This is a genomic window from Streptomyces rishiriensis, assembly GCF_003112535.1.
GTDB classification, from domain to species: Bacteria; Actinomycetota; Actinomycetes; order Streptomycetales; family Streptomycetaceae; genus Streptomyces; species Streptomyces rishiriensis.
Genome location: NZ_BEWA01000007.1, coordinates 19165 through 45161 on the forward strand (window position 1 = coordinate 19165; position 25997 = coordinate 45161).

General features: G+C 71.5%; 18 protein-coding genes and 2 pseudogenes. 10 read left to right on the top strand and 10 right to left on the bottom strand.

Annotated features, from left to right (window positions below; all coding sequences use genetic code 11):
- Window positions 1–150: 150 nt before the first annotated feature.
- Window positions 151–1737, top strand: coding sequence for a DUF1996 domain-containing protein (locus Sri02f_RS12765; RefSeq protein WP_109001279.1), 1587 nt, complete (start codon window positions 151–153; stop codon window positions 1735–1737).
- A 107-nt stretch (window positions 1738–1844) separates the two neighbouring features.
- On the opposite strand, the gene Sri02f_RS12770 is transcribed toward Sri02f_RS12765, so the two are convergent.
- Entirely contained in the window at window positions 1845–2285 is a 441-nt protein-coding gene (locus tag Sri02f_RS12770) for a hypothetical protein (protein ID WP_109001280.1), read from the bottom strand.
- Window positions 2286–2385: 100 nt separating this feature from the next.
- Here Sri02f_RS12770 and Sri02f_RS12775 point away from each other — a divergent pair, with 100 nt between their 5' ends.
- From Sri02f_RS12775 to Sri02f_RS12795, 5 genes and pseudogenes are all read left to right on the top strand, one after another.
- Window positions 2386–2889, top strand: a complete 504-nt coding sequence (locus Sri02f_RS12775; RefSeq protein WP_167467539.1) for a tetratricopeptide repeat protein — start codon at window positions 2386–2388, stop codon at window positions 2887–2889.
- A 174-nt stretch (window positions 2890–3063) separates the two neighbouring features.
- Window positions 3064–4992: a hypothetical protein gene (locus Sri02f_RS12780; RefSeq protein ID WP_109001281.1), complete on the top strand. Its 1929-nt coding sequence runs from the start codon at window positions 3064–3066 to the stop codon at window positions 4990–4992.
- Between the two features lie 135 nt (window positions 4993–5127).
- A pseudogene (locus Sri02f_RS12785) lies at window positions 5128–5418 on the top strand (metal-dependent hydrolase); the annotation flags it as partial.
- A 5-nt stretch (window positions 5419–5423) separates the two neighbouring features.
- Window positions 5424–5672, top strand: a pseudogene (locus Sri02f_RS12790) (PDR/VanB family oxidoreductase); the annotation flags it as partial.
- Between the two features lie 84 nt (window positions 5673–5756).
- Window positions 5757–6446: a TetR/AcrR family transcriptional regulator gene (locus Sri02f_RS12795; RefSeq protein ID WP_109001282.1), complete on the top strand. Its 690-nt coding sequence runs from the start codon at window positions 5757–5759 to the stop codon at window positions 6444–6446.
- Between the two features lie 13 nt (window positions 6447–6459).
- Here the strand turns inward: Sri02f_RS12795 and Sri02f_RS12800 are convergent, their stop codons facing one another.
- The 4 genes from Sri02f_RS12800 to Sri02f_RS12815 all read right to left on the bottom strand — a co-directional run bounded on the left by Sri02f_RS12800 (window position 6460) and on the right by Sri02f_RS12815 (window position 15562).
- Window positions 6460–6825, bottom strand: coding sequence for a 5-carboxymethyl-2-hydroxymuconate Delta-isomerase (locus Sri02f_RS12800; protein WP_109001283.1), 366 nt, complete (start codon window positions 6823–6825; stop codon window positions 6460–6462).
- A 41-nt stretch (window positions 6826–6866) separates the two neighbouring features.
- Entirely contained in the window at window positions 6867–8510 is a 1644-nt protein-coding gene (locus Sri02f_RS12805; RefSeq protein WP_109001525.1) for a fused response regulator/phosphatase, read from the bottom strand.
- A gap of 71 nt (window positions 8511–8581) precedes the next feature.
- Entirely contained in the window at window positions 8582–14008 is a 5427-nt protein-coding gene (gene pulA / locus Sri02f_RS12810) for a pullulanase-type alpha-1,6-glucosidase (RefSeq protein ID WP_109001284.1), read from the bottom strand.
- Window positions 14009–14176: 168 nt separating this feature from the next.
- Window positions 14177–15562: an alpha-amylase gene (locus Sri02f_RS12815; RefSeq protein WP_109001285.1), complete on the bottom strand. Its 1386-nt coding sequence runs from the start codon at window positions 15560–15562 to the stop codon at window positions 14177–14179.
- 213 nt (window positions 15563–15775) lie between these two features.
- Here Sri02f_RS12815 and Sri02f_RS12820 point away from each other — a divergent pair, with 213 nt between their 5' ends.
- Both Sri02f_RS12820 and Sri02f_RS12825 read left to right on the top strand, forming a co-directional pair.
- Window positions 15776–16516 carry a hypothetical protein gene (locus Sri02f_RS12820; protein ID WP_245970615.1) on the top strand — a complete coding sequence of 247 codons (741 nt, stop codon included), beginning with the start codon at window positions 15776–15778 and terminating at the stop codon, window positions 16514–16516.
- Window positions 16513–17187 carry a class I SAM-dependent methyltransferase gene (locus Sri02f_RS12825; RefSeq protein WP_109001286.1) on the top strand — a complete coding sequence of 225 codons (675 nt, stop codon included), beginning with the start codon at window positions 16513–16515 and terminating at the stop codon, window positions 17185–17187. The genes Sri02f_RS12820 and Sri02f_RS12825 overlap by 4 nt, the downstream gene beginning before the upstream one ends.
- Window positions 17188–17371: 184 nt before the next feature.
- On the opposite strand, the gene Sri02f_RS12830 is transcribed toward Sri02f_RS12825, so the two are convergent.
- The 4 genes from Sri02f_RS12830 to Sri02f_RS12845 form a co-directional block, all read right to left on the bottom strand.
- Window positions 17372–19060 carry a glycoside hydrolase family 13 protein gene (locus tag Sri02f_RS12830; protein WP_109001287.1) on the bottom strand — a complete coding sequence of 563 codons (1689 nt, stop codon included), beginning with the start codon at window positions 19058–19060 and terminating at the stop codon, window positions 17372–17374.
- A 149-nt stretch (window positions 19061–19209) separates the two neighbouring features.
- A complete protein-coding gene (locus Sri02f_RS12835; RefSeq protein WP_109001288.1) occupies window positions 19210–20118 on the bottom strand; it encodes a sugar ABC transporter permease in 909 nt (302 codons plus the stop codon).
- A 13-nt stretch (window positions 20119–20131) separates the two neighbouring features.
- Window positions 20132–21136 carry a carbohydrate ABC transporter permease gene (locus Sri02f_RS12840; RefSeq protein ID WP_109001289.1) on the bottom strand — a complete coding sequence of 335 codons (1005 nt, stop codon included), beginning with the start codon at window positions 21134–21136 and terminating at the stop codon, window positions 20132–20134.
- Window positions 21137–21248: 112 nt separating this feature from the next.
- A complete protein-coding gene (locus Sri02f_RS12845; protein WP_109001290.1) occupies window positions 21249–22523 on the bottom strand; it encodes an extracellular solute-binding protein in 1275 nt (424 codons plus the stop codon).
- Between the two features lie 404 nt (window positions 22524–22927).
- Here Sri02f_RS12845 and Sri02f_RS12850 point away from each other — a divergent pair, with 404 nt between their 5' ends.
- Entirely contained in the window at window positions 22928–23962 is a 1035-nt protein-coding gene (locus tag Sri02f_RS12850) for a LacI family DNA-binding transcriptional regulator (RefSeq protein ID WP_109001291.1), read from the top strand.
- A 150-nt stretch (window positions 23963–24112) separates the two neighbouring features.
- Window positions 24113–24979 (top strand): phosphatase PAP2 family protein, encoded by an 867-nt coding sequence (locus Sri02f_RS12855; RefSeq protein WP_109001292.1) that lies wholly within the window; start codon window positions 24113–24115, stop codon window positions 24977–24979.
- 40 nt (window positions 24980–25019) lie between these two features.
- Here the strand turns inward: Sri02f_RS12855 and Sri02f_RS12860 are convergent, their stop codons facing one another.
- Entirely contained in the window at window positions 25020–25946 is a 927-nt protein-coding gene (locus Sri02f_RS12860; protein WP_167467540.1) for a LysR family transcriptional regulator, read from the bottom strand.
- Window positions 25947–25997 lie beyond the last annotated feature (51 nt).

The following is a 25997-nucleotide window of genomic DNA, read 5'->3' on the forward strand; positions in this document are numbered from 1 at the left end:
TTTTGGGGTTGTTTTGTCGCAGTGGGCTCTCATGAATTTCTGAGCGGGGCTGAACACCTGTGAGGCGGGATGCGTAAGGGAGGAAGCAGCTTCAGCTTCACTCCTGTCGGGCGCCTCGATGCTGCCCCGCAAGGAAGTCAGAGGAGTTCCATGGGACGCAACACACGTAAACGCCGTTCGTCGATGGCCACCAAGGCCGTGGCAGCATCGGCGGCCCTAGCGCTCGGCGGGGGCGGGCTGATCTGGGCGAACTTCTACGCTTCGGCGCACGAGTCGAACAGCTCGGGCCAGAACGAGACCAAGGCCGCCAACGCGGCCGTGCAGGTCGCCACCATCTCCTGCCCGGACGTGGGGCAGAAGCTGACGAGCGTGCCCAACGGGGCCAAGCAGGGCGTCGCGACCGAGCTGGCCAACCTCGACAAGCAGATCACCGAGGCCTACGCCCGGCTCGCCTCGACGCGCCAGGCCCAGGCCGGTGACTCCGGCTTCGTCCAGAACGCGATCGTCGGTCCCCTCAAGGAGAAGCGGGCCGCGACGATCGACCGGATCCGCATCAACATCCAGCGTTCGGGCGGCCAGTTCGACAACTCGCTGAGCCAGCTCGCGGCCTGCACCACGCAGGCGGCGAACAACACGAACGCCGGGCAGGCCAACGGCGGTCAGCAGCAGAACGGCGGCCAGCAGAACAACGGCGGCCAGCAGCAGGGCGGCGGCCAGCAGAACAACGGTGGCCAGCAGCAGGGCGGCGGCCAGCAGCAGGGCGGCCAGCAGCAGGGCGGCCAGCAGAACAACGGCCAGGGCGGCAACGGCCCGGTCGCCGCGGACTTCGTGGACATCACCAAGGTCCAGGGGAACGCGCAGCTGGGCGTGGGGCAGAACGGTCTTCCCGCGAACGGCAACAGCGGTTCGCGCGGCAGCTTCACCTCGAACTGCGGCACCAACGGCAACAAGAACCACAACACGGACAACGTGATCGTGGCCCCCGGCGTCAAGAACGGCGCCCACCACCTGCACGACTACGTCGGCAACCAGAACAACGACGCGTTCGCGAGCGACCAGAAGCTGGCCGCCGCGGGCACGAGCTGCCAGAACCAGGGCGACAAGTCCTCGTACTTCTGGCCGGTGCTCCGTGTCCAGAACGGCACGCAGGACTTCGACCAGAACAACGACGGCGGCGGCAAGGAAGGCAACGTCGGCAAGATCCTGAAGCCCGTCCAGGCGCAGATCAAGTTCGTCGGCAACAAGAAGGGCAACGTCGTCGCGATGCCCACTGCCCTGCGCATCATCACCGGTGACGCCAAGGCCTTCGTCAACGGCAACGGCAACGCCAACGTGAACTGGAGCTGCACCGGCTTCGAGAACAAGGTGCAGCTGGAGACGCAGTACCCGATCTGCCCGCAGGGCAGCCAGGTGGTGCGGACGACCGACTTCCAGAGCTGCTGGGACGGCAAGAACATCGACTCCGCCAACCACCGCACGCACGTGGCCTTCGTCCAGGCGGACGGCACCTGCGCCAACGGCTTCAAGGCGATCCCCCAGCTCCAGGTCCGGCTGGTCTACAACGTCCCGGCCCCGAAGCTGCAGAACGGGAAGGTCGTGAACCCCTACGCGGTGGACACCTTCCCGGAGAACCTGCACAAGCCGATCACCGACCACAACGACTTCATCAACTTCTTCTCGACCAACCTGATGAACAAGATGGTCAACTGCATCAACACCGGCCAGAAGTGCCAGTGACGCGCTGACAGGTCGGGCTGAGCACGCCGACCGAGAAAGCCGGCGGTGAGGATTCCTCACCGCCGGCTTTCGTCGTGTGCCGGGACCGTCCGATGACGGCGGGTCGTTCAGTGACCGGAGTGCGCGGCGCCTTCCGAGGCCTCGTGCGAGGCGTGCGCGGAGTGGTCCGTGCCCTCCTCGATGTCCCCTCCGAGCGTCTTGCGCAACGCGGTCACGGTGCTCGTCTCCTCGCCCACGGCCACCCACTTGCGGCCGACCAGGTAGTGGCCGCCGTAGTCCTTGGCCCCGTTGATCCACTCGCGCTGGCCGCGGTCGGTGGCGAACGTCAGCAGGATGAACTTTCCGGCGGAGTTCTTGCAGAGCGCCTGGCGGAGTTCGTCGGCGTCGGTCTGCATGTCGGGCGTGCACTTCACCTGGGCGGCGATGTGCTCCAGGCTGCCGGTCGCCATCTGCGGGACGGCCGCCTCCTTGTCGCCGGAAGAGCATCCCGCCAGCAGCAGCGCCGCAGCGGCGGCGGCCGCCGCGAGCATCGGTCGGGTCATCTTCATCTGTTCCTCCAAGCGAGAGCCTCGCCCTGGATACGGCTCCCGCGCGCGGTGCGCTCAAAATACCGGTGCCGGGTGGGGACACGCGTGCGAGAGTGGGCCGGTGAACCACGACTGGGAAGATCGCGTGACCGCCGCCTGGGCCTCCTTCGACGACTATCCGCAGGAGAAGGCGCCGGACTTCAGGGCCGTGATCGACGCGCTCGTCGCCGAGCTGCCGGAGGGGAGCCCGCTGGGCCTGTTCGAGCAGGCCTGCGCCTGGGACTCCACCGGCCACTCGGACCGGGCGGCCCCGCTGTACCGGGAGGCGCTCGCCCGCGGCCTGAGCGACGTCAGCGGCTACAAGGGCAGACGCGCCAAGATCCAGCTCTCCAGCTCGCTGCGCAACATCGGCCGCGCACACGAGGGCGTCGAACTGCTGACCCCCGAACTGACAGCCCCGTCGGACGAGTTGGACGATGCCGTGCGCGCCACGCTGGCCCTGTGCCTGTCGAGCCTCGGCCGGGACCGCGAGGGCCTGTCCCTGGTCCTCGGCGCCCTGGCCCCTCATCTGCCGCGCTACCAGCGCTCGATGGCCAACTACGCACGGGCGCTCGTCACCGACTGAGGCGGTGTGCGTCCGGCTCGGGGCGCGGTGTGCGGTCCGGCTCGGGGCGCGGTGTGCGGTCCGGCTCGGGGCGCGGTGTGCGCTCCGGCGCGGTGTGCGGTGTGTGGTCCGGCTCGGTGTGCGGTCCGGCTCGGGGCGCGGTGACCATCGCACGTCTCGCTCGTTCTGCTGAACGTGCAGTCACAGGATGTCGCCCCGCGCCCCGCAGCCGGATCCGCCGCCGACCGGATCGTCGACGTCGAGCAGGCCGAAGCCGCGCTCGTCGAGCACTACCCGCGTCTGGTCCGGCTCGCCTATCTGGTGCTGCCGCCCGGCCTCGGCCGGGGCCGGCGCGTCCTGACCGCGCACGCCCTCGTCCAGCGCGCCCTGCCCCGCGGCCGGACCTCCGCTCCCGTCATCCCCGCCCAGTCCACCGGCCGCGACGGCGACCCCGGGTACGCCTACGTCCGTCTCCAGGTGGTCCGCACGGCGCTGGAGGCGGGGCGGCCGCTGACGCTGCGGGGCCGGCCCAAGCGGGCGCAGCTGCCGCCGCTGTTCCCCCAGGTGTGGGGGCTGCGCCTGTTCCCCCGCCCCGGCGGGGCCGACGAACTCGCCCTCGACCAGCGGCTCGCCGAACTGTCCGGTCCGGCGCGGGCCGCGTACGTCCTGCGCGGTCTGGAGCGGCTTCCGGACGGCGATGTGCGCGAGGCGCTGACCGAGGCCGGCGTCGAGCAGGTCGAGGCGGCCCTGCGGGAGGCCTCCGGGGTCCCGGCCGCTCAGTACGCGCTGCTCGCCGAGTCCACCGAGTTCGACCCCTGCGCCCTGCAGGCCCGGCCGACCGATCTGATCCGCCGGCGCCGGCACACCCGGGCGGCGCTCGCCGCGGCGGCCGCGCTGGCGGTGTGCGGCGCGCTGGTCGCGCTGCCCGGCGACGGCTGGGGACCGGACGGCGCGGCCGCGCCGGTGTACGCGCAGAACCCGGCCGCCGAGGCCGCCCTCGACCCCGGGCGGCTGGTGAGGATCTCCCCCGCCGTCTGGAAGACCTCCGCCCGCACCGACTTCTCGGTGTGGCCCGCGCGCGGCGCACTGACTCGTGACACCACGCTGCTGCGCCGCGCGCTCGCCGTCTGGGCCCGCCCCGGGGAGACCGTCCAGGTCTCCGCGACCCCGGAGACGCCCGGCGGCGGTCCCGCCGGTCCGCCGCAGCTGCTCTACGCGGGCGAGGTCGGCAACGCGCGCGTGGTGATCCTCTACGACGGGCTGCGCATCGCCCGCTACGCGGAGCCCCGGGACGGCACGGCCGGGGCGGCCCTGGACTTCGCGCGGGTGGACGGCGCGACGGGCACCGAGGCGGCCGCGCTGGTGCTCGACCGGGCCGACGGCAACGTCCGCTATCTCACGGCCCCCTGGGTGACCAAGGCCGCCGAGCGGGATCTGTCGAAGCCGGGCGCCGGGGCGATGGACCTGACGCTGACCGACGGGATCACCTCGCCGCTGGCCAGCCCGGCCACCCGGACCGGCGCGTGCACGACCTGGAACGTGCTCCAGCTGACGGACGCCTCGGGCAGCCACCTCCTCAGCGACCTCGGCGAGCTCGTCCCCGCCCGCCTCACCGCGGGGCGTCCGGGCGCGGCCCGGGAGGCGACCGGCGCGCAGGCGCTGCGGACCTGGGCGCCGTTCGCGTGTTCGCTGGCCGACGCGCGCGGGCAGGGCGTGCGGACGGTCAACGCGTGGGGTTACGCGCGCCAGCCGCTGCCCGACGGGAGCGGTTCGGCGGGCTGGGTGTGCACCAGGGCCGAGACCTGGCGGGGCGACGGGAACCGGGTGCTGGCCCAGTTCCACACGCCGGGCGGGCTGTTCGGGGCGGCCGTGGCGAGGGCCGGGGACGTGCCGGCCTGCGGTCCGCGCGATCCGCATGTGCTGGCCGGGGTGCTGTGGAAGTCCAAGGGCGGCCACTGGTACCTCCTCGCGGCCGGCGACAAGGAGACGGCGTCCGTGCGGTCGACGGGCGCGGTGCGCGGCTCCGGGCGGGGAAACCTGCTGACGGTGGCGGCGAAGCAGGGCGCGCAGGCCGGCCTGGAGGGCGAGTTGAGGGACGGACGGCCGATCAGCGGACTGCGCTGACGGCTCGTTCTCGCGGGTTCACGCGGGTTCTCGCCCAGGGGTTCACCCATGGGCTACCCATCAGTACATTGACGTCATGTCCAACAAGGCCGACCGGGCGCCCCTCAAGGCCCGCAAGGTGTCGTTCTCCTGACGCTGGACCTGCTGCGCTGGCACGGCGCGGAGGAGGTCGAGCACCGGTCCGTCGCCTTGGACCTCTTCCAGCACGTGGACGGCGGCTACCGGCGCCGGGTGCGGACCTGGGCGACGGCGTTCGCCACGATGGTGTTCCTGTGGCAGCGCGGGAGCCGCTTCTTCATGGCGAACGACCCCACGCTGGTCGACGGCCGCGGCTCCCTCAAGGACTTCTACGTCCGCGACCGGCGGGGCACGCTGCCCGCGACCGGCGATCCGCTGAGGTCGGTCCCGCGCTGTCTGAGCCGGGCCTGCTGATGCCGAAGCCGATGTCCCTGGGGGCGGTCGCCGGCGCCGCGCTGCTGGTCCGGCGGGCGCTGCGGCACCGGATCCGGGCCTCGCCGCTGTGGCCGATGCCCGCCCTGGAGGAGCCGGTCTCCGGGCGGCCCCGGTCGCGGGCACTGCGGCTGCGGCCGGCCGGCCGCGAGACGGTCGCCGACGGCGTCGTCCGACTGCGCCTCGAGGGGGCCCGGTTGCCGCGCTGGGAGCCGGGGGCGCATCTGGACCGTCGGCGGATCAAGGGGAAGACCTGGACCGGACCGGTCCGATCCGGTCCGTTCGAGTCCGGATTCGATCGGTAAGGTGTTCGTATGACTACCGGGGTTCGTCGCAGAATGGGAGTCGAGGAGCGTCGGCAGCAGTTGATCGGCGTCGCCCTCGAACTGTTCGCCCAGCGTTCGCCGGACGAGGTCTCGATCGACGAGATAGCCGCGGCCGCGGGTATCTCGCGCCCCCTCGTCTACCACTACTTCCCCGGCAAACTCAGCCTGTACGAGGCCGCGTTGAAGCGGGCGTCGGAGGATCTGGCAAGCCGGTTCCGCGAGCCGCACGAGGGCCCGCTGGGCGCCCGGCTGCTGCGTGTGATGCACCGGTTCTTCGACTTCGTCGACGCCCACGGGCCCGGCTTCTCCGCCCTCATGCGCGGCGGCCCGGCGGTCGGCTCGTCGACCACCAACGCGCTCGTCGACTCCGTGCGGCAGGTCGCCTACGAACAGATCCTGTCGCATCTGGGCATCGCCGACCCGCCGCCGCGGCTGGAACTCGTCGTCCGCTCCTGGATCTCGCTCGCCGAGTCGACCGCGCTGATCTGGCTGGACGGGCGGCGCATCCCGCGCGAGGAGCTGGAACGGCAGCTCGTGCACGACTTCGCCGCGCTGACCGCCGTCAGCGCGGCCTACGACGACGAGCTGCGCACGCTGCTGCGGCCCGTGCTGGGCGGCGAGCCGGCGGACGGCCCCTTCGGCGGCCTGGCCACCCGGCTGATCGCCCTCGCGTCCTGAGCGTCCTGAGCGGTCAGGCCTCGTACTTGCGGTACGACGGGTCGAGGTCGCGGACCTCGGCGGACACGTGCAGGCTCACGCCGTCGACCGGCGCGATGTGCTTGCGCAGCAGCTCCAGGGCGGATTCGGTGAGCCGGGCCTTGGTCTCCTCGGTCCGGCCGGCCAGCAGGGCGATCGTGACGTTGACGATCGCCGGGCCCCCGTCGCGGTCCGCCGCGACGGCTCCGACCACGTCCTCCTCGGTGCGCAGGACCCGCGTCTTGCACGCCTCCAGCCGCGCGGCCGCGGTCTCCACGACGACGGGGTGCAGTTCGAGCGCGAATCCGCGCCAGTCGACGTGGTCGAGCCCGGAGGAGACTTCGACGGTGATCTGCGGCATGGGAACTCCTGTTCTGGGTCAGCTGGGCCCACCCTAGAACCTCAGGACACGTCCTGGTGCGTCAGCCGCAGGGCCAGCATCGCGACGTCGTCCTCGCGGTCGTGGCCGAAACAGCTCAGGAGCGTGTCGCACAGGGCGTCCAGGCCCGGCATGGCGCCGGTGGCCGCCGCGCGCAGCTGCTCCATCGACACCGCGAGGTCGGTGCCCCGGGTCTCGATCAGTCCGTCGGTGACCATGAGGAGCCGGTCGCCGGGCTCCAGGAACAGTTCGGTGGGCGGTGGATGCGGCAGGCCCGGGCCGAGCAGCGGACCGGCCGCCTTCACGTAGTCGGCGCTGCGGCCGTCCCGCACGATCAGCGGCGGGATGTGGCCCGCGTTGGCGACGTGCGCGCGTCCGGTGCCGGGGTCGAGCAGGACCAGGCAGACGGTCGCGGTGACCCCGGGGTGGTAGAGCTGGAGCATCCGGTCGAGGCGCTCGGCGAGCACGGCCGGGTCGCTCTCGTCGACGCAGTAGGCGCGCAGCGCGTGCCGGATCTCGACCATCACGGTGGCCGCCTCCAGCGAGTGCCCCACGACGTCGCCGACCGCGGTCAGCACCCCTTCCGCGGTGCGCAGGGCGGCGTAGAAGTCGCCGCCGATCTCCGTCTCGCGCGACGCGGGCACGTAGCGCACCACGACGTCGACGCCCGGCAGTTCGGGCAGCCGGTGCGGCTGGGGCAGGAAGCTGTGCTGCAGGGTGAGGGCCACGTGCCGCTCGGCCCAGTACATCAGCAGCGGCTCGGCGGCGAGCGCGGTGGCCTGGGCGAGGCGGGCGAGCAGCGACTCGCGCTCGGGGTCCACCCGGCGCACCCCGCGGGTCGGGGTGGCCAGACAGACCGCGCCCCGGCCGTCCTGGGTGGGTATGAGGACGAGACGGGCGTCGTGCTGCATGCCCGGGCGGAAGATCCCGGCCGGCCACAGCGGCGCGGACGCCGTGGTGATCCGCACCCCGGCCTGCCCGTGGGTGAGCCGCCGCAGCAGCGTGACCACGGCCCGGTGGGCCTCCGCGTCCGGCAGCGCGAGGGAGGTGCGGGCGCGGGGAGCGCCGCGGTAGAGCTCGTCGTCCGGGCCCAGGACGAAGACGGCGGCGGGTGCGCCGGTGAGCCGCGCGGCGCCCTCGGCCGCCGCGTCGGCGAGTTCCTGCGGGGAGCGGGCCGACTGGATGGCCACGATCGCCTCCGACAGCAGGGTCAGCCGCCGTGCCGCCGCCTGGTCGTCGGCCCGCAGCCGTGCGGCGCGCACCGCCGCGCGCACCACCGCGTCGATCTCCCCGGGCGAGGCGGGCAGCGTCAGGCGGGCCTCGCCGCCCGCGTCCGGTCCCTCCGTCGGGTCCCCCGGGTCCCCGGGGCCCGTCCCGGCCGCCGAGAAGTGCACGACGGGCACGCCGGCCATGTGCGGCCTGGCCTTGAGCCGGCGGCGCAGTTCGAAGCCGCTCATGTCCGGCAGCTCCACGTCGACGAGGGCCACGTCGGGCAGACCGCCCTTGCGCAGCCTCACGTCCAGTTCGACGAGTGCCTCGTGGCCGGAGCCGACCGCGACGACCTGGTGACCGGCGCGGCGCAGCACGGTCCCCAGGGCGAACCGGCCGGCGGCCGTGTGGTCCACGACGAGGACCGTCGTGTCTGTCCGTCTGCCGTCGACGCTCATCAAGTCAGCCTCGGACTCACCGGTGGAGCAGACCGCGTTCGAGGCCTGCTCCACCAAGGTAATGCCGCTGTCTAGGGCGTCGTGCGGGAGAACACCGCCACGGTCCGGGCCGGAACGGCGAACGTGCCCGATTCCTTCGTGTACGTGGAGGAGCGCACGGTCGGGTCCGCGCCGGCCGCCTGCACCGGGTGCAGCCGGTAGCCGGTCCCGGCGAGCGCGGTGACCGTCTGCCGCTGCGCGTCGGGCGTCGCGTTGAACACGACGACCAGGTCGCCCAGCCGCATGGTGATCGCTCCGGGCGTCTCGTGCTTGCCGGACAGCGGGAACGACAGCGCCGACTGGACCTGGGCGGCCGTGGCGAGAGAGAACGCCTTCTCGGTCGTCCGGATCCGCAGCAGGTCGCGGTAGGCGGCGGAGGCCGCGGTGATCTGCGGGCAGCCCACCCTGACGGTGTCCAGCAGGGGCCTGGCGTAGGACCACTTGGACGCGTTGTCGGCGGCCGGGGGCAGTCCGCGGCCGAAGCCGTTGCCGGCGGCGCAGTTCCAGTGGATCGCGTTGAACCAGTCGCCGCTGTCGAAGGAGTTGCGGTCGAGGGACTTCGAACGCAGCAGGTCGGTACCGGCCTGCGACAGGGCCGGGCCCTGGGAGAGCGCGGCGGTGGCCATGGCCAGGACCTGCATCCGGGAGCGGTCGTCGGCGGAGGTGCCGGCCGGCAGCTTGTAGGCCAGGGCGTCGAACAGCGACTCGTTGTCGTGCGCGTCGACGTAGGCGAGGGCGTCGCCGGGCGCGTGTGCGTAGCCGGCCGGGGAGCCGTTGTAGTCGACTTCGGCGCCGCTCACCTCCTTGCCGCCGGAGTCGGTGAAACGGTAGGCGGCGAGGTTTCCGGTGAGGCCGACCTTGAGGAGGTCCTGGTAGTGCAGCAGCCGGGCCTTCTGCTGCGTTGAAGTGCCGTTGCTCGACGAGGAGTTGGGGTCGGTGTACAGCCCGGAGGCGAAGCCCTGCGCTCCCGGGTCCTCGTCGAAGGGCCCGCCGCCGCGGACGGCGTCGCGCGCCCGGTCGGAGAAGGTCGCGACACCGGTTCCCGCCATGTTCTTCTGCGTGGCCTGCACGAAGCGGGCGTCGTCGGCGACCTCGCCGAAGTTCCAGCCCTCTCCATAGAGGATGATCTTCTTGCCGTCGACGCCGTCCCGGGCGGGGGTCAGGGCGTCCAGCGCCTTGCGCACCGCGAGGATGTTGGCCTTCGGGTGGTGCCCCATGAGGTCGAAGCGGAAGCCGTCGACCTTGTACTGCCTGGCCCAGGTGACGACCGAGTCGACGACCAGCTTGCCCATCATGGCGTTCTCGGTGGCCGTGTTGGCGCAGCAGGTGCTGGTGGCGACGGACCCGTCGGCCAGGAGCCGCTGGTAGTAGCCGGGGACGATCCGGTCGAGGACGCTGGTCCGTGCCTGGCCGCTCGCCGCGGTGTGGTTGTAGACGACGTCCATGACGACCCTGAGTCCGTCGCCGTTGAGCGCCTGGACCATCCTGCGGAACTCGACGGTGCGGGCCGTCCCGTCCGGGTCGGTGGCGTAGGAGCCCTCGGGGACCGTGTAGTGATACGGGTCGTACCCCCAGTTGTAGGCGTCCTTGGCGGCGATCGCGGAAACGCATTCCTGCTGTTTCTCGGAGGCCGCCGGGTAGGAGGCGAGGTCGCAGCCGGCGGTCGCCTGGTCGGCCTTGCGCTCGGCGATGGTGGCGATGTCGAAGACGGGCAGCAGATGGACGTAGGACGTGCCCGCGGCCGCGAGCTCGCGCAGATGCTTCGAGCCGTCGCTCCCGCGGTCCGTGAAGGCAAGGTAGGCGCCCCGGTCCTTCGCCGGGACGGTCGGGTCCGCGACCGAGAAGTCCCGGACGTGCAGCTCCTGGATCCGGGCGTCGCGCAGCGGGACCGCCTTCGGCTTGGCGAGCTTCGACCAGCCGCCGGGGGCCAGGGACCTGTCGTTCAGGTCGACGACCAGGCTGCGCGCGGAGTCGGCGGTGAGGGCGACCGAGTAGGGGTCGGTCACCTTGTTGACGACGACCTGGCGCACGCTGGGCGCCCACACCGTCACGACGTACCGGTAGGGCTTGTTCTTCCAGCTTCTCGGGCCGGTCACGGACCAGACGCCGGTGGCGTCGTCCCGGCGCATGGCGACCGTGGAGCCGTCGAGCTCCAGGGCCACGCGCTGCGCCGTCGGGGCCCAGACGGACAGCGTGGGACGGCCGTCGTGGAAGACCGGGCCGAGCCGCGCCGTCGTCGCGCCCGCGTACAGGTCGTCCAGCACGCCCGCGATCTGCACGCCGGTCGCCGCCAGGACGGCCCCGTCGGCGGTCCGCTGGGAGGCGACGACCTGGCCGGTCAGCGCCTCGCGCACCCGGTCGCGGTCGCGCGGGTCCACGGACCAGGCGGTGTAGTCCTTCAGGTGCGGGTACTTCGCCTTCTGGGCGTCGGTGAGCGCGCTCTTCGTCAGCCGCAGCCACTGGGCGTCGCCGGTGAGCCTGCCGTCCCGGACCGCGATCGCGCCCGCACGGCTGTAGAGCAGCTGGGTGGAGGCGGCGCCCTCCGCGCCGTTCCAGGCCACGGTGTTCCGGTCGATCCAGATTGCCTTGGAGGCGGTGAGGTCGAGGGCCGCGGCGGACCCGGCCGGCTGCGGGAGCAGGTACTTCTCCTGCCCGTTCAGCAGCCACACCTCATGGCCGTTCGCGGTGAGGTCCAGCGACCGGTCGGAGGCGAGGTCCTTCTCGTCGCCCTTGTGGACGATGTAGCTCAGGCTGGTGGCGCCGGCGGCCAGCGGCACCTCGAAGACCGCGCCGTAGGCGTCGGTCCGGGCCGGCCGGAGGGGCTTGGACCATTCGGTGGGGTTCGCGGCGCCCGTCCAGACGTGCAGGCCCCAGCCGTCGTAGTCCCCGTCGGCGCGGTGGTAGTGCAGGACGGCCTTCGCGGTGTCCTGGGCCGGGTAGTCGGGCCGCTGCGTGACGACCGCCTCCTTGCCCTGCTCGATCCAGACCTCGCCGGTCTTCGTGACGTCGATGGTGCGGTCGGCGGAGACGTCCTTGTTCCCCGTCCTGTCGATGACGAGGAAGCCCACACTGGACGCGCCCGGCTTCAGCTTGACGTAGGCGAAGGCGCCGTACGCGTCCCGGCCTGCGAACGGGTGACTCGCGGGCCAGGTGGTCGACTCGCCGTCGGCGAGGTCGCCCCAGGCGTACAGGCCCCAGTCGGCGTAGTCGCCGTCGGCGCGCTTGTAGTGGACGATCGCGTAGTCGCGCGAGGACGCGGTGGGAACCTCCTCGGCGGGCGGGGCGCCGGTCACCGAGGCGGCGGTGGCGGCGGAGGTGTGCCCGGCCCGGTCCACGACGACGGCCTTGTAGCGCAGGGCCGTGCCGGCCGGGACGTGTGCGCCGATCGTCTGGGTGACCTTGTAGGGGGCGTGGTCGGCGGAGCCGAGGGTCTGCCACCTGCCGTCCCCGGTCTGGGCGGCGAAGACGACGCGGTCGAGCCGCCCGCCTCCCCCGACGTCCGCGCCGAGTTCCACGGTGCCGGTGGCGCCCGCGGCGGGGGCGTGCAGCATGAGCGTCGGCCGGGCGGCGGGGGCGGCCGGGCGGCGGTCGGCCTTGAGGACGATCGCCGAGCCCGCGGGAACGGTCACCGTGATCTTCTCGTCGGCGCCGGACGTGACCGTCTTCCTCGTGCCGTGGATGCCGTGGAACGCGGTGTTCGCGGAACCGGTTGCGAACGTCGCCTCCTTCGCCGTGCCGGCGTTGTTGAAGGCGACGACGTACTCGGTCGCGTCCTTGCCGAGGCCGTTGCGGGAGACGGCGTAGACGCCGGGGCCGTCGGCCGCGTAGCGCTCGGTCTGGACGCCGTCGGTGAGGGCGGGGTTGGCCCTGCGGAGCGCGGCGAGGGCCGCGATCTGCCGGTACAGCGGGGCGGAGGCGTCGTAGGCGTCGCTCGCGTGGGTGCGGTCGGTGCCGATCTCGTCGTCGTCGAGGTAGTCGGGGACCTTGGAGGCGAACATCGTCTGGCGGGCGTCCTTGTCGCCGCCGGAGCCGGTGAAGCCCTGCTCGTCGCCGTAGTAGACGACCGGGTTGCCGCGGCTGAGGAACATCAGCTCGTTGGCGAGCCGGTCCTTGGCGAGGAGTTCGGCGTCGGTGGCCTTCGGGTTGTCCTGCTTCAGGAAGTACCCGATGCGGCCCATGTCGTGGTTGCCGAGGAAGGTGACCTGTTCGTAGGCGTTGGCCTTGTCGGTCGTGTACTTGTAGTCGTCGGCGAAGACGGACGCGAGCTTCTTCGCGCTGCCGCCCTGGGAGGCGTACTGGCGGGCCGCCTCCTGGAACGGGAAGTCGAGGGTGGCGTCGAGCCGGCCCCGGGTGACGTAGGGGGACGTGACCGACGTGTCGGCGGAGTAGACCTCGCCGAACAGGAAGAAGTCGTCACGGCCCTGCTTGGCCGCGTAGGCGTCGAGGGCCGTCGCCCACTGGGTCCAGAACTCCATGTCCACGTGCTTGACGGTGTCGATGCGGAAGCCGTCGATGTCGAAGTCGCGCACCCAGCGCCGGTAGATCTCCTCCATCCCGCCGACCACCTCGGGACGCTCGGTCCACAGGTCGTCGAGCCCGGAGAAGTCGCCGTACGTGGTGGACTCGCCGGCGTAGGTCGAGTCGCCGCGGTTGTGGTACATCGTGGGGTCGTTGAGCCAGGACGGGACCTTGACGTTCTTCTTCGCGGCCGGAACGGTCGGCGTGCGGGGGAAGGAGTCGGCGTCCACCGACGGGAAGGCCTTGCTGCCGTCCGTGTAGTCCGCGTAGGCCTCGTCGTCGAAGGGGCGGCCGTCCTTCGCCAGATACGGGAACGCGCCCTTGGACAGGTAGTCGTAGGACTTCTCCGTGTGGTCGACGACGTCGGCGGTGTGGTTGGTGATGACGTCGAAGAAGACCTTCATGCCCTTGGCGTGCGCCTTGGCGATGAGGGTCTCCAGGTCCTCGTTCGTGCCGAAGTGGGGGTCGACCTGGGTGAAGTCGGTGATCCAGTAGCCGTGGTAGCCGGCGGAGGCGTTGCTCCCCGTGCCCTGGACGGGCTGGTTCTTGAAGATGGGGGCCATCCAGATGGCGGTGGTGCCGAGGCCCTTGATGTAGTCGAGCTTCTTCGTCAGGCCCTTGAGGTCGCCGCCCTGGTAGAACCCCTTGTCGGTGGGGTCGTAACCGGTGGTCAGGCGTGATCCGGTCAGCCCGCCGCGGTCGTTGGCGGTGGTGCCGTCGGCGAAGCGGTCCGGCATGACGAAGTAGAACTGCTCGCGGGTGTCGTCGTGCCGGGCGGGCGCGGCGGCGAGCTTCGCGTCGGAGGGGGGCGGGGGCGGTCCGTCGGCCCGCGCGGCGAGCGGCTGGATCAGTGCGGCGGCCAGGGCCGCCGCGGTGACGGCGGCTACCCGTCCGGCGTGGGCGGTGCGGCGCGTTGCGGGCGCCGGCCATCTCGGTATCACAGGCGGGAACTCCTTGCGACTGCGGCTCTGTCGGGTCCGACCCCTGCGCCCGGGGCGGACTGCGTCGCCGGGCGTCCGCGCGACGCTATCGCCGACGCAAGCCTTACAGCAAGAGTCATGAAAGAATGGGCAAGAACTTTCATGACTCTTGCCGCGCAAGGGGCCGGATCAGCAGCTGGACTTGCCCGTGTAGAGCGCCAGCGCCGTATCGGCGCCCAGGGTCGCCGTGAACCGCCCCGCGGAGTTCACGCTGACGGCGGTGTTGTTCTGCACGTTGCAGTACGTGCCCGCGGGCAGCCCGGTCTGGAACGTCCGACTCAGCGAGCTGCTCTCGTGGTTGATGGCCACATAGCCCTTCGAGCCCCGCCCGAAGGCGATCGCGTCGCCGCCGTCGTCCCACCAGTTGCCGACCGGCTCGCCGCGCACGGCGTTGCGGAAGGCGACCATGCGCTGGATCTCCGGCCAGGCGTGCTGGCACTTCCAGCCGTTCTGCCAGCAGGCGCGGACGGCGCCGCCGTCGGGCGGCCCGGCGTCCGCGTCCGTCCACTCGTAGCCGGAGTTGACGTCCGGCGCGCCGTACGGGTAGGCGAGCATGAAGACGCTGGCCAGCGTGTAGTTCGCGCCGTCCTTGTAGTTCAGGGTGGAGCCGTTGCGCTCCGTGTCGTGGTTGTCGACGAAGACGCCCGCGACCGAGCTGCTCACATACCCCCAGCCCTCGCCGTAGTTCTTCAGGTAGGCGAGGTTCTCGTTGGTGAAGACGCGTTTGAGGTCGTAGGCGTAGCGGAACTCCTGGACGTCCCCGTTGCCGGTGTACTCGGTGGGCTGCACGGCCTCTCCGGCGCCGTAGACGACCTCCTGCTTCCAGTACACGCCGGTGTTCGTCAGCCGGGACTTGATGTTCGCGAGGTCGGCGGTGTCGATGTGCTTGGCCGCGTCGATGCGGAAGCCGTCGACTCCCAGGGTGAGCAGGTCGTTCAGGTACCCGGCGATCGTCTTGCGGACGTACTCCTCGCCGGTGTCCAGGTCGGCCAGCCCGACGAGTTCGCAGTGCTGGACGTTCCAGCGGTCCGCGTAGTTCGAGATCTGCGCGGTGCAGTCGTCGAAGTCGTGGGAGGAGTACAGGCCCGGGTAGTCGTACTTCGTGTACGACGAGCCGCCGGTGCCGGTGCCGCTGCCCGCCGTCATGTGGTTGATCACCGTGTCGACGACGACCTTCACACCCGCCGCGTGACAGGTGTTCACCATGTTCCGCAACGCCGTGCGGTCGCCGAGCCGCCCGGCGATCCGGTAGCTGACGGGCTGGTACGACGTCCACCACTGCGGTCCCTGTATGTGCTCGGCTGGCGGGGAGACCTGTACGTATCCGTAGCCGGCGGGACCGAGCGCGTTCGTGCACTCCTTGGCGACCGAGGCGTAGTTCCACTCGAAGAGGACGGCGGTGACGTCCTTGACGCCGGGTGGGGCGGCGGAGGCCGTGGAGGCACCGGGGACGACGACGGCGGCCAGGGCGGCGGCCAGGGCGAGTGCGCCCGTAAGGGGTCTGCTGCGTGCCATGTGGGGTTCCTTCGTCTTTGAAGGCTGTTGCTGCAATCTTTCAGAAACCTTGCAGTGGCGTGATGTTAAGGGCCGTCGGCCGAAAAGTGCAGTGGGTGGCGTGAAGGATCTGCGAGAGAGGGCGAGCGGAGGAGGGACGGCTCTTCGGCGGCGGGGAGACGGTGCGGCGGCTACTCGGTCGAACCATCCGCCGTCCGCTGCTTGAATCCCCCGATGACCCCCGACTCTCCCGACCGCACCGCCCCGCACGGGACCCACGACACCACGCCCACGGCCCCGCCCGCGTTCCCGCCGACGTCCCCGTGCGCGCCGCGTCCGGCGCACCCGCTCCTCGGGCGCCTCCTCGACGCCGCCGCGGGGCGCTTCCCCCCGGCCGACGGGGCCGTCACGGTCCTGCCCGCGCTGCCCGGCGGTCTGGAGTGCTCGGTCGCCTTCACCGGCCACGCCGTCGTCGCCACCGCGCTGCCCGCCTCACAGGTGCACGCCCACGGCCCCGACGGCTTCGGCGGCTCCCTGTCCCCGGACTTCCTGCGCTCCCTGGCCGGGCCCACGGGCTGGATCGGCGTCGTCGACGCCACCCTGGTCGGGCGTGGCACCGGCGGCCCGGCCCGCCTGCCCCCGCTCGCCGGGGCCGACGACCACCCCCGGGTCCGGTTCGCCCGCGAACTGCGCTCCGACGTCAGGGTGTTCGGTGACGCCCGCGGACTGGTCACCCTCGCGGCGGGCCTCGCCGGACGCCCCGAGATCAGCGTCGAACTGCACCACCCCGAGGACGGCGGCCGCGGACGGGGCAGATCGCTGCTGGGCGACGCGCTGACCCTGGTCCCCGGGGGCGAGCCCGTCTTCGCGGCAGTCGCCCCGGGCAACGCGCGCTCTCTGCGCGCCTTCCTCGCCGCCGGGTTCACCCCGATCGGGTCCGAGGTCCTGGTCCGCCCCGGCCGGAGCCGGGCATGACGGCCGGCTCCCCGGACGCCGGGACGCCCCTGACGACCCGCAGCAGCTACGACGCGGTGGCCGAGCGCTACGCCCGCGAGATCGGCGACGAACTCGACGGCAAGCCCCTCGACCGCGCCCTGCTGGACGCCTTCGCCGAACTGGCCGCCGACGGCCCGGTCGCGGACGTCGGCTGCGGCCCCGGCCAGGTGACGGCCCGCCTCGCCGCCCGGCACCACGCCCGTCCGCTCGGCGTGGACCTGTCCCCGGCCATGTGCGCCGTGGCGCGCCGCGGCACCGGTCTGCCGTTCCTCGCGGCGGACATGAGGGCCCTGCCGATCCGCTCGGGCGCCCTGGGCGGCGTCCTGTGCCTGTACGCGGTGATCCACCTCGACCCGGCCGAACGGGCCGCCGCCTACGCCGAGTTCGCCCGCGTGCTGCGTCCCGGCGCACCCGCGCTCGTCGCCTTCCACACCAGCGACCCGGATCTGCGCGCCGGACAGGAGGCCCGCCTCGGCGAGTGGTGGGGCCACCGCGTCGACCTGACCTTCCGCTACCTCGGCCCGGCCGCGGAGACGGCGGCCCTCGCCCGGGCCGGTCTCTCCCTCACCGCACGCCTCGACAGGGAACCGCACCCCGGGGTCGAGCACCCGAGCCGACGCACCTACCTTCTGGCACGACGCCCCGCGTAGCCGGCGGCACGGCGCACGCACACGAAGGCCCGCCGCCCCCTGGAAATCGCCACGAGGGACGGCGGGCCTCCCGCACAGCGATCGGCCGTCAGGCGTTCGGACCGTCGGCCCGTCGCGCTTCCGGACGGTCACACGGCCGTGCGGCAACGCGGTCTCGCGGTCCTACTGTGGTGCGGTCTTACGGTCACGCGGTCGTGAACCAGACCGTCGTGTCCGCCGGCAGCTTCGCCTCGCCGGCGTCCGTCTCGGTCACCTCGTCGCTCGCGAGCAGCACCCGTCCGTACGCCGGGGTCGTCACCGCCTCACCCGTCGTGTTCGCCACGCACACGAACTCCCCGCGCCGGAAGGCGAGGACGCCCTCCGGGGCCTTCAGCCACTGCACCGCGTCGCCGGCGCCCAGGTCGGGGCGGGAACGGCGGATGCCGAGGGCCGAGCGGTACAGCTCCAGGGTCGAACCCGGGACGCCCGTCTGGGCCGCCACGCTCAGTTCGCCCCAGCCCGCCGGCTGCGGGAGCCAGCTGCCGCCGTCGCCGAAACCGTACGACGAGCCCTCGCGCGTCCACGGGATCGGCACCCGGCAGCCGTCGCGGAAGCCGTCCTGGCCGGCGCCGCGGAAGTAGGCCGGGTCCTGGCGGACCTCGTCGGCCAGGTCGACGACGTCGGGCAGACCGAGTTCCTCGCCCTGGTAGACGTAGGCGGAGCCGGGCAGCGCCAGCATCAGCAGCGTGGCCGCCCGGGCCCGGCGCAGGCCGAGTTCGCGGTCGCCCGCGGTGCGGATCTGGGTGCCGAGACCGGGCGGGTTGGCGAAGCGCGTCGCATGGCGGGTGACGTCGTGGTTGGACAGGACCCAGGTGGCCGGTGCGCCGACCGGCCGCATCGAGTCCAGGGTGCGGTCGACGACCTCGCGCAGCTCCGCCGCGTCCCACGCGGTGCTCAGGTACTGGAAGTTGAACGCCTGGTGGAGTTCGTCGGGGCGGACGTAGTTCGCGGTGCGCTCGATCGTCGGGGTCCACGCCTCCGCGACGAAGATCTGCTCGCCGGAGTACTCGTCCAGGATCAGCCGCCACTGGCGGTAGATCTCGTGGACGCCGTCCTGGTCGAAGAAGGGCATGACATCGTTGCCCAGCAGTTTCAGCTGGTCGTGGGTGCCGAGGTCGGGGAGCCCGGCGGCCTTGACCAGGCCGTGGGCCACGTCGATGCGGAACCCGTCGACGCCCATGTCGAGCCAGAAGCGCAGGATGGAGCGGAACTCGTCGCCGACGGCCGGGTGGTCCCAGTTGAAGTCGGGCTGTTCGGGGGCGAAGAGGTGCAGGTACCACTCGCCGGCCGAGCCGTCCGGTTCGGTGACCCGCGTCCACGCCGGGCCGCCGAAGATGGACTCCCAGTCGTTGGGCGGGAGTTCGCCGTTCTCCCCCTTGCCGGGGCGGAAGTGGTAGCGGTCGCGCAGGGACGAGCCGGGGCCCTCCGCCAGCGCCCGCTTGAACCACTCGTGCTGGTCGGAGGAGTGGTTCGGCACCAGGTCGACGATGATCCGCAGGCCCAGCTCATGGGCGTCGCGGATCAGGGCGTCGGCGTCGAGCAGGTTGCCGAACATCGGGTCCACCTCGCGGTAGTCGGCGACGTCGTAGCCCGCGTCGGCCTGCGGGGAGGCGTAGAAGGGGCTGAGCCACACGGCGTCCACGCCGAGGTCGCGCAGGTACGGCAGACGGGAGCGGACGCCTTCCAGGTCGCCCATGCCGTCGCCGTCGCTGTCGGCGAAGCTGCGGGGGTACACCTGGTAGATCACCGCGTCCCGCCACCAGTCGCGGCGCTGGGCGACGGTGGCGACGGCCGAGGTGGGGGCGGGGGCCGGGGCTGCGGGCTGCTGGCTCATGGCGTCCTTGGTACCTAACGGAGTCATCGGGTCAGGGGTGTTCGGGGATGTGTGGAGAACGGGTGACGAGGCGGCCGCGGTCACAGCGGGGTCGGATGGCGACCGCGGCCGCCCCGGGCTTTTCGGGGGACCGGGCAGGCGGGCCTGCGTCACCCCTTCGTGCCGCCCGCGGTGAGGCCGGTCACCAGGTTCTTCTGCACGAGGTAGAAGAACAGGGCGGCGGGTATCGCGATCAGCACGGCGGTGGCGGCCATCAGGTTGCGCTGGGCGTCGTGCTCGCTGACGAACGACTGCAGACCGACCGCAAGCGTGTACTTGTCGTCGCTGAGCATGAACGTCGACGCGAAGGCGACCTCGCTGAAGGCGGTGAGGAAGTTGTAGAAGGCGGCTACCGCGAGGCCGGGCTTGGCCAGCGGCAGCACCAGCCGGAAGAAGGTGCCGAACGGGGTGAGCCCGTCGACGCGTCCCGCCTCGTCGATCTCGAAGGGGATGGTGTCGAAGTACCCCTTGAGCAGCCAGGCGCTGTACGGGATGACCGTCGTGCAGTAGACGAGGATCAGACCGAGGTAGTTGTCGATGAGCTGCAGGTCGGACAGGATCTGGTACATCGGCACCATGAGCACGGTGACCGGGAACATCTGGGTGACCAGCAGCACCCACATGAACTTCTTGTAACCGGGGAAGCGCATGCGCGAGACGGCGTAGCCGGTGGTGGCGGCGATGAGCACGCCGATCGCGGTGGTGCCGAGCGTGACGATGAGCGAGCTCTTCAACCAGTCGAGGAACTCGGTGTGCTGGAGGACGAACGAGTAGTTGGCGAACGTCATCTTGTCCCAGATGCCGCCCGGGTGCAGGTAGTCGTCCTTGTCCGGGCCGAGGGAGAGGTAGACCAGCCAGGCGATCGGGAAGAGCGCGACCAGGCTCGCGGCGATCAGCACGCCGTGCGAGGCGAGCGAGCCGGCGAGGCTGTTCTCGCCGCGCCGGCGGACCCGGCGCGGGGCCCTGGCGGGACGCTGCTCGGCCACCGGGGCGGAGGTCTCGGCTGTGGTGGTACTCATGGGGACTCCTGCCTCAGATCGCGAGCTGCTGCTCGTTGCGGTTCAGCCAGCGGCGGTAGAACGAGGTGAAGACGATCAGGATGGCCAGCAGCAGGATGCCGTAGGCGGCGGACTGGGCGAAGTCACGCGGCTGCTGTCCGAAGCCGAGGTAGTACGCCCAGGTGACGAGGATCTGCGCGTCGGGAGCGGTGTTGCCGAACAGCAGGAAGATGACGGCGAACTGGTTGAACGTCCAGATGATGCCCAGCAGGACGACGGTCGAGCTGACCGAGCGCAGACCCGGCAGGGTGATGTGGCGGAAGCGCTGCCAGGCGCTCGCGCCGTCCATCTCGGCGGCCTCGTAGAGGGAGGCGTCGATCGCCTGCAGGCCGCCGAGCAGCGAGATCATCATGAACGGCACACCGCACCAGGTGTTGACCATGATCGCGGCGAACCGCTGCCAGAAGGTGTCCTCCAGCCACAGGGGCGAGGGCAGGTGCAGGGCGTCCAGCGCGGAGTTGATGACGCCGCCGTCGGCGAGCATGAAACGCCAGCCGAAGACCGTGACGAACGTGGGCACCGCCCAGGGCAGCACCAGGATCATCCGGTACAGGGTCCGTCCGCGCAGCTTCTGGTTCAGGAGCAGGGCGAGGCCCAGTCCGATGCCGTAGTGCAGGGCGACACAGGTCGCCGTCCACACGATCGTCCAGATGAAGTGCGACCAGAAGCGGTCGTAGGCGGTGGGGCCCCACAGGATGTCGGCGTAGTTGTCCAGGCCGATGAACTTGTAGGTGGCGTCGATGTGGTTGACGCCGATCGTGCGCGCGGTGTTGAGGCTGTCGGCGTCGGTCAGCGTCAGGTAGAGGCCGTACACCAGGGGGTACAGCACGAGGACGCCGAGGACGACCGCCACCGGGGCGATCATCACGTAGGCGTACCAGTGCTTGTGGTAGCCGCGCTTCAGGCGTCCGGAGAGCCCGGGCCCCGGCTCACGGTCACCGCGGCGCTTGCCGGTCGCGCGGTCGATGGCGACTGTCATGGTTCGACACCTTCTGGATCTTCACGCTGGATCGTCGACGGGGGTACGGCTCACAGACCGGTGGCCGCCGGATCTCTCCCACCGTGCTGGGAGATCCGGCGGCCACGCGGGCTCACTTGCTGAAGTCCGGCACCAGCTTGGCGATGGCGAGTTCGGCGTTGCTCAGGCCCTTGTCGAGGGTCTCCTTGCCGCCCGCGATCTTGGGCAGTTCGGTGTCGAGCGGACCCCACAGGGAGCTGTACTCCGGCAGCGCCGGGCGCGGCTGGGCGGCGGACAGGACGGTCTGGTAACCGGCGATGCCCGGGTCGGCCTTGACGGCGGCGGTGTAGGCGTCGTCGCGCGTGGGCAGCGTGGAGTTCTTCTGGGCGATGGCGGCCTGGGACGCGGCGGAGGTCATGAAGTTCACGAACTTCAGCGCGGCGGCCTGGTGGGCCTTGTCCGAGCCGGCGTAGACCGAGAGGTTGTGGCCGCCGGTCGGGGCGCCCGCCTTGCCGGTGGAGCCGGCCGGGACGGTCGCTATGCCGAGGTTGGCCTTGTCCTTGAAGGCGCCGCCCTTGTAGAAGTTGGTGATCTCCCACGGGCCCTGCACGATCGCGGCGACCTTGCCGTTGACGAACGCGTCCTGGATGTGGGCGTACGCGTCGGCCGTGGTGTCGGCCTTGTGCAGGCCCTTGCCGTCGAAGAGGCCCAGCCAGGCGCCGTACGCCTTCTTCGCCGCCGGCGAGTCGACGGTGATCTTCTTGGCCTTGGCGTCGACGGTGTCGGCGCCCTCGCCGTAGAGGAAGGACTGCGCGTAGTAGGCCTGGGTGGAGCCCCAGTAGCCGTCGACGCCGGTCTTGTCCTTGACGGTGGCGGCGGCGGTCTTCAGCTCGTCCCAGGTCTTGGGGGCCGCGGTGATGCCCGCCTTCGCGAAGAGGGCCTTGTTGTAGACCAGCGCGAGGGTGTCGGTGACCAGCGGGACGCCGTACGTCTTGCCCTCGTACTTGGCCTGCTCCAGCAGGTTCGGCTTGAACGCGGACCGGTCCTTCAGGGCGTCGGTGCCGTCGAGCGGCAGGAAGTAGCCCTTCTTGGCGAAGGCGGGGGTCCAGCCGACCTCGGAACGCAGCACGTCCGGGGCTCCGGAGGCGCCGGCGGCCGTGTCGAACTTGTTCTGCGCCTGGTCGAAGGGCACGTTGACGTACTTGACCTTGACGTCCTTGTCGGCGGCCTCGAACTGCTTGACCAGGGCCTGGTACGTGGGTGCCTCATTGGTGGCGTTGGAGGTGTCCCACCAGGTGATGGTGACCGGCCCGGACGAGTTGTCGCTGCCGCTGTCGTCTCCGCCGCAGGCCGTCGCCGCGAGGGCGAAGGACGCCACCAGCGCGGTGGCCGCTATGCCACGCCGCATGAGTTTCTCCTTGAGGGTGAAAGCCCGTATAGCTGCAGGAGGCGGTCCCGTCCGCCGTCCTGCCGACTGTGCCGACCGCGCCGTTGCTGCCGCCGGGCGACGTGAACGTAACAGCGCGGCAAGCGGCACGAAAGACCTTGCAGCAAAAAAGTGCAAGAGATCTCTGAAGTTATCCGCACGTGACGCGTGCGTGACCTCTCCTCGACTGCCGTGAGACCGTTGTTGTCGCGGTTGACCGGCCTCACAGCGGGGTGGGCAGCCCCTGTGCAAGACTCTGAAAGCTCTTGCCATCACTTTCACGAGGGAGCGCGATGACGCAGCAGCCCGGCGCGGCCCGTTCACCAGGCCGCCCACGGCGACCGATCGGTGTGCAAGGCAGCGCCCGACGGGTACAGTCCACCCCTGTGACCACACGGCTTGCCGACATCGCCGCCCAGGCGGGGGTGAGCGAAGCGACCGTCAGCCGCGTCCTCAACGGCAAGCCTGGCGTCGCCGCCACCACCCGTCAGTCCGTGCTCGCCGCTCTGGACGTCCTGGGCTACGAGCGCCCTGTCCGGTTGCGCCAGCGCAGCGCCGGCCTGGTCGGCCTGATCACGCCGGAGCTGGAGAACCCCATATTCCCGGCCCTGGCCCAGGTCATCGGCCAGGCGCTGACCCGCCAGGGCTACACCCCCGTCCTCGCCACCCAGACCCCGGGCGGCTCCACGGAGGACGAGCTGACCGAGATGCTGGTCGACCGGGGGGTCGCCGGCATCATCTACGTCTCCGGCCTGCACGCGGACACCACCGCCGACATGGAACGCTACGAGCAGTTGCGCGCCCAGGGCGTCCCCTTCGTCCTCGTGGACGGCTTCTCCCCCAAGGTGCAGGCCCCCTTCATCTCCCCCGACGACCGGGCGGCGATGACCCTGGCCGTCACCCACCTCGTCTCCCTCGGCCACACCCGGGTGGGTCTGGCGCTCGGCCCCAAGCGCTTCGTGCCGGTCCAGCGCAAGATCGAGGGCTTCGTGCGGGCGATGCAGGAGCAGCTGCACCTCAGCCCGGAGACGATCGAGACCGAGCTGGTCCAGCACTCCCTCTACACCCTGGAGGGCGGCCAGGCGGCGACCACCGCCCTGATCGACCGCGGCTGCACGGCGATCGTCTGCGCCAGCGACATGATGGCGCTGGGCGCGATACGGGCGGCCAGGCAGCGCGGCCTCGCGGTCCCCCGGGACGTCTCGGTGGTCGGCTTCGACGACTCCCCGCTGATCGCCTTCACCGACCCGCCCCTGACGACCGTGCGCAAGCCCGTCCCGGCGATGGGCCAGGCCGCCGTCCGCACCCTCCTGGAGGAGATCGGCGGAACGCCCGCGCCGCACAGCGAGTTCGTGTTCATGCCGGAGCTGGTGGTACGCGGCTCGACCGCCTCGGCCCCCGGGGACCGCGTCCGGCCGTAGGGCGGACGTCGTCCGCGGGGTGGAGACGTCCGGGCCGTCGCCCGGTGCCCCGGGAGGAGACCAAGGGGTCTTTCCGCCGTAGAACGTGCGGACCGTGCCCTACCGAGGGATGATCGGGCCAAGAGGGCTTTTCTGGCAGACTTCGTGTCCATGGGTGAATCGACTGTGACACCACTGGAAGGCCGTGAGCAGGCCGTTCCCCAGCCTGTCACGGCCCGCACACGACAGCGCCGCCTCGGCCCGCCGCGCACCCCGCGCCGTCCGCGCCTCTGGTTCGAGATCCTGCTCATCGCGGTGAGTTACTGGACGTACTCCCTCGTGCGCAACGCGGTCCCCGAGCAGCGCGGCGCCGCGCTGCGCAACGCGGACTGGATCTGGCGCGCCGAGCACACCCTCGGCATCGCGATGGAGGGGTCGGTCAACCACACGGCGAACTCGGTGACCTGGCTCATCGTGGGCATGAACTACTACTACGCCACGCTGCACTTCGTCGTCACCCTGGCCGTCCTGGTCTGGCTCTACCGCAGCCATCCGGGCCGTTACGCGGCCGCCCGTCTGGTGCTCTTCGCGACGACGGCCGTCGCCCTGGCCGGCTACTACCTGTACCCCCTCGCGCCGCCGCGCCTGATGCCGGGCGGTGACTTCGTCGACACGGTGGCGGCCCATCGCACATGGGGCTCGATGGCGTCCGGCGACCTCAAGCACATGTCGAACCAGTACGCGGCGATGCCGTCCATGCACATCGGCTGGTCCGTGTGGTGCGGCCTGACCGTCTTCGCCCTCGCCAGGCTGCCCTGGGTGCGCATCCTGGGCGTGCTGTACCCGACGGCGACCCTGGTGGTCATCGTCGCCACGGCCAACCACTTCTGGCTGGACGCGGTGGGCGGCGTCCTGTGTCTGGCCTTCGGCTTCGCCGTGGCGCACACCTGGTACGGAGCGCTGCCGTACGCCCTGCCGAGGAGCGTGCCGGCGAGGAGAGCGGACCGGCCCGGCCTCCGGACCCGCTCGAAGACCTGACGGCCGGCGCTCCGACAGACGCTCCGACCGGCGCCGGGACTCAGGGGGCGTGCGCGGGACGACCGGACGGGCGGACCGGGTCCCCGGGCAGCGCGGCCGCCCTGAGCGCCGCCACGAACGCGTCCAGCGCGGGCTGGGACGGCGCTGTCTCCCGCACGACCGCCTGAACGGTCCGCACCGGCACAGGATCACGCACTTCCCGTACGACGACCCCCGGATGCCGGCTGCCCAGCCCGAGCCGCGGCACCAGACTCACTCCCAGCCCGGCGGCCACGAAGCCCTGAGCGGTCATGTAGTCCTCGCTCTCGACGACGAACCGGGGCCGGAACCCGACGGCCGCGCACGCGTCGAGCTGGGCGTCGAGACAGGGCCCGGGCCACTCGCTCCCCACGAAGTCCTCCTCGGCGAGCTCTGCCAGCCGCACGCTCCGCCGCCCGGCGAGCCGGTGCCCGCGCGGCAGGACGGCGAGGTAGGGGTCGTCGAGCAGCGGCACCAGCCGCACGCCGCCCGCCTCCTCCCCCCGCACCACCAGCGCCAGATCGGCCCGCCCCTCCCTGACCTCGGCGAACGCCTCCTCCGGGGCGCTCAGACGCAGATCCAGCTGCACCCCCGGATGCGACTCGCGCAGCCTCGCCACCGCCGGCGCGACCAGCCCCGCCCCCGCGGTGGCGAAATACCGCACGGCCAGCCGCCCGCTGCGCCCTGCCAGCAGATCGGCCAGCGCGGCCTCGGCCTCGGCGAGCTGCCGCCCCAGGGCGTCCGCGTGCTCGGTGAGCAGCAGCCCGGCAGCCGTGGGCCGCACCCCCCGCCCCACCCGCTCCAGCAGCTCGGCCCCCGCCTCTCTCTCCAGCGCCGCGATCTGCTGACTGACGGCGGACGGCGTGTACCCCAGCACGGCCGCGGCCCCCGTCACCGACCCGCTGTCCACGACCGCCCGGAGCACCTGCATCCGCCGCACATCAAGCATGCAGCCCACCTTAACGAACCATCAAGAACCTTTCACTTGTCCTCACAGGAC